Annotated in this window: 2 tRNA genes and 3 rRNA genes; all 5 read right to left on the bottom strand. The window is 48.5% G+C overall.

Annotation, left to right across the window (positions count from 1 at the left end):
• Window positions 1-48: 48 nt before the first annotated feature.
• The 5 genes from rrf to KK062_RS29610 all read right to left on the bottom strand — a co-directional run bounded on the left by rrf (window position 49) and on the right by KK062_RS29610 (window position 5,403).
• Window positions 49-160: ribosomal RNA gene (rrf, locus tag KK062_RS29590) — 5S ribosomal RNA — on the bottom strand.
• A gap of 154 nt (window positions 161-314) precedes the next feature.
• Window positions 315-3,206, bottom strand: a 23S ribosomal RNA gene (locus tag KK062_RS29595).
• A 341-nt stretch (window positions 3,207-3,547) separates the two neighbouring features.
• Window positions 3,548-3,621 (bottom strand) — tRNA-Ala (locus tag KK062_RS29600).
• A gap of 79 nt (window positions 3,622-3,700) precedes the next feature.
• Window positions 3,701-3,774: transfer RNA gene (locus tag KK062_RS29605), tRNA-Ile, on the bottom strand.
• 105 nt (window positions 3,775-3,879) lie between these two features.
• A 16S ribosomal RNA gene (locus KK062_RS29610) occupies window positions 3,880-5,403 on the bottom strand.
• The 16S, 23S and 5S rRNA genes sit together here with 2 tRNA genes alongside, the layout of an rRNA operon.
• Window positions 5,404-5,973: the final 570 nt, after the last annotated feature.

The following is a 5,973-nucleotide window of genomic DNA, read 5'->3' on the forward strand; positions in this document are numbered from 1 at the left end:
TTAAAACAAAAAAGCCCTGATATTTCTATCAAGGCTTCTTTTGTAAAAGAAAGGCAACGACTTACTCTCCCGGGTGTTATCCCAGTACCATCAGCGCTGGTGGGCTTAACTGCTCTGTTCGGAATGGGAAGAGGTGATCCCCACCGCCATAGTCACCTTAAGGTCTTCAGCAAGATCCAACTGATCATAGCTGTTTAATATCGTTGACAATATTGGCAAAAGAGTAGGTAATATTTTCAGTATAGTAGCAGATTTGAGCAAGCACATAGTCTTACTTTTCGTCTTATTTAGGGAGATGGTGTATTGCAACCACCTCCCCGAAGCGTTCGGGTTATTAGTACTGCTCAGCTTTGACATTTCTGCCTTTACACCTGCAGCCTATCAACGTCATAATCTCTGACGTCCCTTAATGGAAGCCTCATCTTGAGGTGAGTTTCGCGCTTAGATGCTTTCAGCGCTTATCTCTTCCCGACATAGCTACCCGGCGGTGCAGCTGACGCCACAACCGGTACACCAGCGGTCGGTCCAATTCGGTCCTCTCGTACTAAAATCAGGACCTCTCAAGCTTCCTACGCCCATCACAGATAGGGACCGAACTGTCTCACGACGTTCTGAACCCAGCTCGCGTGCCACTTTAATAGGCGAACAGCCTAACCCTTGGGACCTTCTCCAGCCCCAGGATGTGACGAGCCGACATCGAGGTGCCAAACCTCCCCGTCGATGTGAGCTCTTGGGGGAGATCAGCCTGTTATCCCCAGCGTACCTTTTATCCTTTGAGCGATGGCCCTTCCATACAGAACCACCGGATCACTATATCCATCTTTCGATCCTGCTCGATCCGTCGATCTCACAGTCAAGCATGTTTATGCTATTGCACTCCACGTACGGTTACCAAGCGTACTGAACATACCTTTGAAAGCCTCCGATACACTTTCGGAGGCGACCACCCCAGTCAAACTACCCACCACGCACTGTCTCCACTTTTGGCGGATTAGACATCAGATAAATAAAGGGTGGTATTTCACCGTTGACTCCCCTATACCTAGCGGCACAGGATCAAAGTCTCCCACCTATCCTACACATCATCTACCCAATGTCAATGCGAAGCTATAGTAAAGGTGCATGGGGTCTTTCCGTCCCGTGACGGGTACACGGCATCTTCACCGTGACTACAATTTCACCGAGCTCATGGCTGAGACAGTGCCCAGATCGTTACACCATTCGTGCAGGTCGGAACTTACCCGACAAGGAATTTCGCTACCTTAGGACCGTTATAGTTACGGCCGCCGTTTACTGGGGCTTCAGTTCAATGCGTCGCCTTGCGGCTAACATCCCCCCTTAACCTTCCAGCACCGGGCAGGTGTCAGGCCATATACTTAATCTTTCGATTTCGCATAGCCATGTGTTTTTGTTAAACAGTCGCCTGGGCCATTTCTCTGCGACCTCCTGCATTGCTGCAGGGAGGCACCCCTTTTCCCGAAGTTACAGGGTTAATTTGCCTAGTTCCTTAGCCATGGATCACTCGAGCACCTCAGGATATTCTCCTTGACTACCTGTGTCGGTTTCCGGTACGGGTACCATATCAATATGCTTAGAGGGTTTTCTTGGAAGTCTGCTTACATTCACTATTCCTTCGGCCGAAGCCTCCAGATACTATCAGGTTTCATCAAAACCGGCGGATTTTCCTACCAGTCCTATAACTACGCCCTTTAACGAACTATTTCGTCAGTTCGCGGAATTGTCACTCCTCCGTCACCTCATCGCTCAATACGGTAGTATGGGAATATTAACCCATTGGCCATCACGTTCGCCTCTCGGCTACCGCTTAGGTCCCGACTTACCCGCGGTTGATTAACATTGCCGCGGAACCCTTAGTCTATCGGTGGGCAGGTTTCTCGCCTGCCTTATCGTTACTTATGCCTACATTTGCTTTTCTAACCGCTCCACAATACATTACCATACTGCTTCTCCGCTGTTAGAATGCTCCCCTACCACTTAGCATTGCTGCTAAATCCTGAGCTTCGGTACTACACTTGATGCCCGATTATTATCGATGCTCTGTCGCTCGACCAGTGAGCTGTTACGCACTCTTTAAATGAATTGCTGCTTCCAAGCAAACATCCTGGCTGTCTAAGCAACTGAACCGCCTTAGTTCAACTTAGTGTAGATTTTGGGACCTTAGCTGCAGGTCTGGGTTCTTTCCCTCTCGGACACGGACCTTAGCACCCATGCCCTCATTGCAGAGTATATTTAGTACCATTCGGAGTTCATCAGGATTTGGTAGGATGTGACTCCCCCTAGTCCTATTGGTAGCTCTACCTGTACTAAACTCAACCTCCACACTGCCCCTAAAGGCATTTCGGGGAGTACGAGCTATTTCTCAGTTTGATTAGCCTTTCACCCCTACCCTCAGTTCATCCAAAAACTTTTCAACGTTTACTAGTTCGGACCTCCATCCCGTGTTACCGGAACTTCATCCTGACCAAGGGTAGATCACAAAGTTTCGCGTCTACTCCCACTGACTATGCGCCCTATTCAGACTCGCTTTCGCTCCGGCTGCGTGTCTCCAGACACTTAACCTCGCCAGTGACAGTAACTCGTAGGCTCATTATGCAAAAGGCACGCCGTCACTCCATCACAGAGCTCCGACCGCTTGTAGGCGTACGGTTTCAGGTTCTATTTCACCCCGTTATTCACGGTACTTTTCACCTTTCCTTCACAGTACTGGTTCACTATCGGTCTTTCAGGAGTATTTAGCCTTACCAGATGGTGCTGGCAAATTCAAACGGGGCGTCTCCGACCCCGCCCTACTCAGGATACTACCACTTCTTAACACGGTACGAATAAGGGGCTATCACCCTCTATGGCCTGGTTTCCCACCCAGTTCTTCTTAATGTTAATCAGATTATGTAGTCCTATAACCCCTAACCAGCCGTAACTGGTCAGGTTTGGGCTCTTGCGCGTTCGCTCGCCACTACTTGCGCAATCACTAAATTGTTTTCTCTTCCTTCAGGTACTTAGATGTTTCAGTTCCCTGAGTTTGCTCCTATTGCTAGGTAGTATATCTTCAATATACTGGGTTGCCCCATTCGGAAATCTACGGATCAATTTCTATTTGCGAATCCCCGTAGCTTATCGCAGCTTATCACGTCCTTCTTCGCCTCTGAAAGCCTAGGCATTCCCCATACGCCCTTGATTACTTCTTTTAACGATTACCTTTCAAGGTTCGGTTAATCTGATTCACATCAAATTAACGTGGTATCCTATGTGCTCGCTCGTTTATGTCTGTTAGTCATCTACCCTTGCGGATAGCTGTACAAACACCCACTACTTACTTACTTTTACTACTCTTTCACCAATATGTCAATGAACTCCTTTGCCCGTATTTCCCCGCTTATGACTACTAGAAATGGCTTATCTCTTGTGTAGCGACATCGGTACAGACATCGTGGTAGTTGATCTCAAATCCCAACCGGATCTGACTCACTTACCTGTCTTATTCTTTCTTAAGATGGATGGATCGATCTTGCGATCTCTGTAATTTCCGTGGAGAATATCGGAGTCGAACCGATGACCTCCTGCTTGCAAAGCAGGCGCTCTAGCCAGCTGAGCTAATCCCCCAGTTACGTTAACTAAGATCTTGCGACCCCACTAACTTGGTTGATGCTGTTCCCTTGATCCTTTCCCCGCTCCCAACTAGTGGGCCTGCGTGGACTCGAACCACGGACCTCTACATTATCAGTGTAGCGCTCTAACCACCTGAGCTACAAGCCCGGATCTTTACAGTCCTCTTTCTTAAGTCAAATACTTTCGAATAAATTAGATTGATAGCGGATCTTCGAGTTAAGGTTCTCTGTGACACCCTAAGTGTCTATCCAGAAAGGAGGTGTTCCAGCCGCACCTTCCGGTACGGCTACCTTGTTACGACTTAGCGCCAGTCATCAGTTTAACCCTAAACAGCGCCTTACAGCTACTGTCTTCAGGTCCTCCCGACTTCCATCGCTTGACGGGCGGTGTGTACAAGGTCCGGGAACGTATTCACCGCGCCATTGCTGATGCGCGATTACTAGCGATTCCAACTTCATGCAGGCGAGTTGCAGCCTGCAATCCGAACTGAGACGTACTTTTTGTGATTGGCTCACCATCGCTGGCTTGCAACACTTTGTATACGCCATTGTAGCACGTGTGTAGCCCTGGACGTAAGGGCCATGATGACCTGACGTCATCCCCTCCTTCCTCTCTGCTTGCGCAGGCAGTCCCTTTAGAGTCCCCACCATGACGTGCTGGCAACTAAAGATAAGGGTTGCGCTCGTTGCGGGACTTAACCCAACACCTCACGGCACGAGCTGACGACGGCCATGCAGCACCTTGCTCCTTGTCCTTGCGGAAAAATCCATCTCTGGATCGGTCAAGGGCATTCTAGTCCAGGTAAGGTTCCTCGCGTATCATCGAATTAAACCACATGCTCCACCGCTTGTGCGGACCCCCGTCAATTCCTTTGAGTTTCACCGTTGCCGGCGTACTCCCCAGGTGGATTACTTATCGCTTGCGCTTAGCCGCTGGCTGTGTATCGCCAACAGCGAGTAATCAACGTTTACAGTGTGGACTACCAGGGTATCTAATCCTGTTTGATCCCCACACTTTCGTGCCTCAGCGTCAGTTGAAGCTTGGTAAGCTGTCTTCACTATCGGTGTTCTTGACGATATCTAAGCATTTCACCGCTACACCGTCAATTCCGCCTACCTCAAATTCACTCAAGTCCTACAGTATCAATGGCACCCTCACAGTTAAGCTGCGATATTTCACCACTGACTTATAGGACCGCCTACGCACCCTTTAAACCCAATAAATCCGGACAACGCTCGCCACCTACGTATTACCGCGGCTGCTGGCACGTAGTTAGCCGTGGCTTATTCGCCAGGTACCTTCAATATTCCTCGCAAGGAATTTTTTATCCCCTGACAAAAGCAGTTTACAACCCAGAAGGCCTTCTTCCTGCACGCGGCATGGCTGGTTCAGACTTGCATCCATTGACCAATATTCCCTACTGCTGCCTCCCGTAGGAGTCTGGCCCGTATCTCAGTGCCAGTGTGGGGGATCAACCTCTCAGTTCCCCTATTGATCATCGCCTTGGTAGTCCGTTACACTACCAACTAGCTAATCAAACGCATGCCCATCCAAAACCACCTGAGTTTTAATAGCTACAGAATGCTCTGCTACTATCTTATGGAGGGTTAATTCGAGTTTCCCCGAGCTATACTCCTGTTTTGGGTAGGTTGCATACGTGTTACGCACCCGTACGTCACTCTAGGTCAAGTATTGCTACTCAACTTGCCGTTCGACTTGCATGTATTAGGCCTGCCGCTAGCGTTCATCCTGAGCCAGGATCAAACTCTCCATTGTAATAATCCTTATGATCTCCTCACTTAATTCGCATCAAGCTCGGAAACCCGGGGTCCTCTGTTCACCAACTTTCGCTGATCGAACCGGACCACCCAATTTTTGTTTGTCCTTAACCCTTATTCGATTTCTTTTCAGAATCGTGAGCCACATCGAAATGTGACTCGTCCTATCTACACCTCTCATAGCGATTAGTGTAGTAGGGTCCGCTATCAATCCATCTATTCAAAGAACGTTTTAGCTTCTGTCAGAACTTCAAATCACTTATCCATTCCGTCTTCGACTAACCGTGGTCTTAAACCTTTCACAGTTTGTTAACCTTTCAATCTCGCTCCGATAATCCTTCCGATTTTCGAAACCCTCTTTCGTTTTGGGAGTGCAAAGGTAAGAAGCTTTTTCCTCTTTGCAACTTTCTGGTCAAATCTTTTTTTCTTTTTTTAAACCTCTCACGAGCTCTAAACATCTTCGAATTCTACCAGAATCCATCATCACGTCAAGTCCATTCTTCTGCTTTATCAGCTCTCGCTTTCCGCATCCCCGCCGCTCTTCTAGCGATTGGGGATGCAAATGTAG

It is taken from the genome of Dawidia cretensis (genome assembly GCF_018598175.1).
Classification (GTDB): domain Bacteria; phylum Bacteroidota; class Bacteroidia; order Cytophagales; family Cyclobacteriaceae; genus Ohtaekwangia; species Ohtaekwangia cretensis.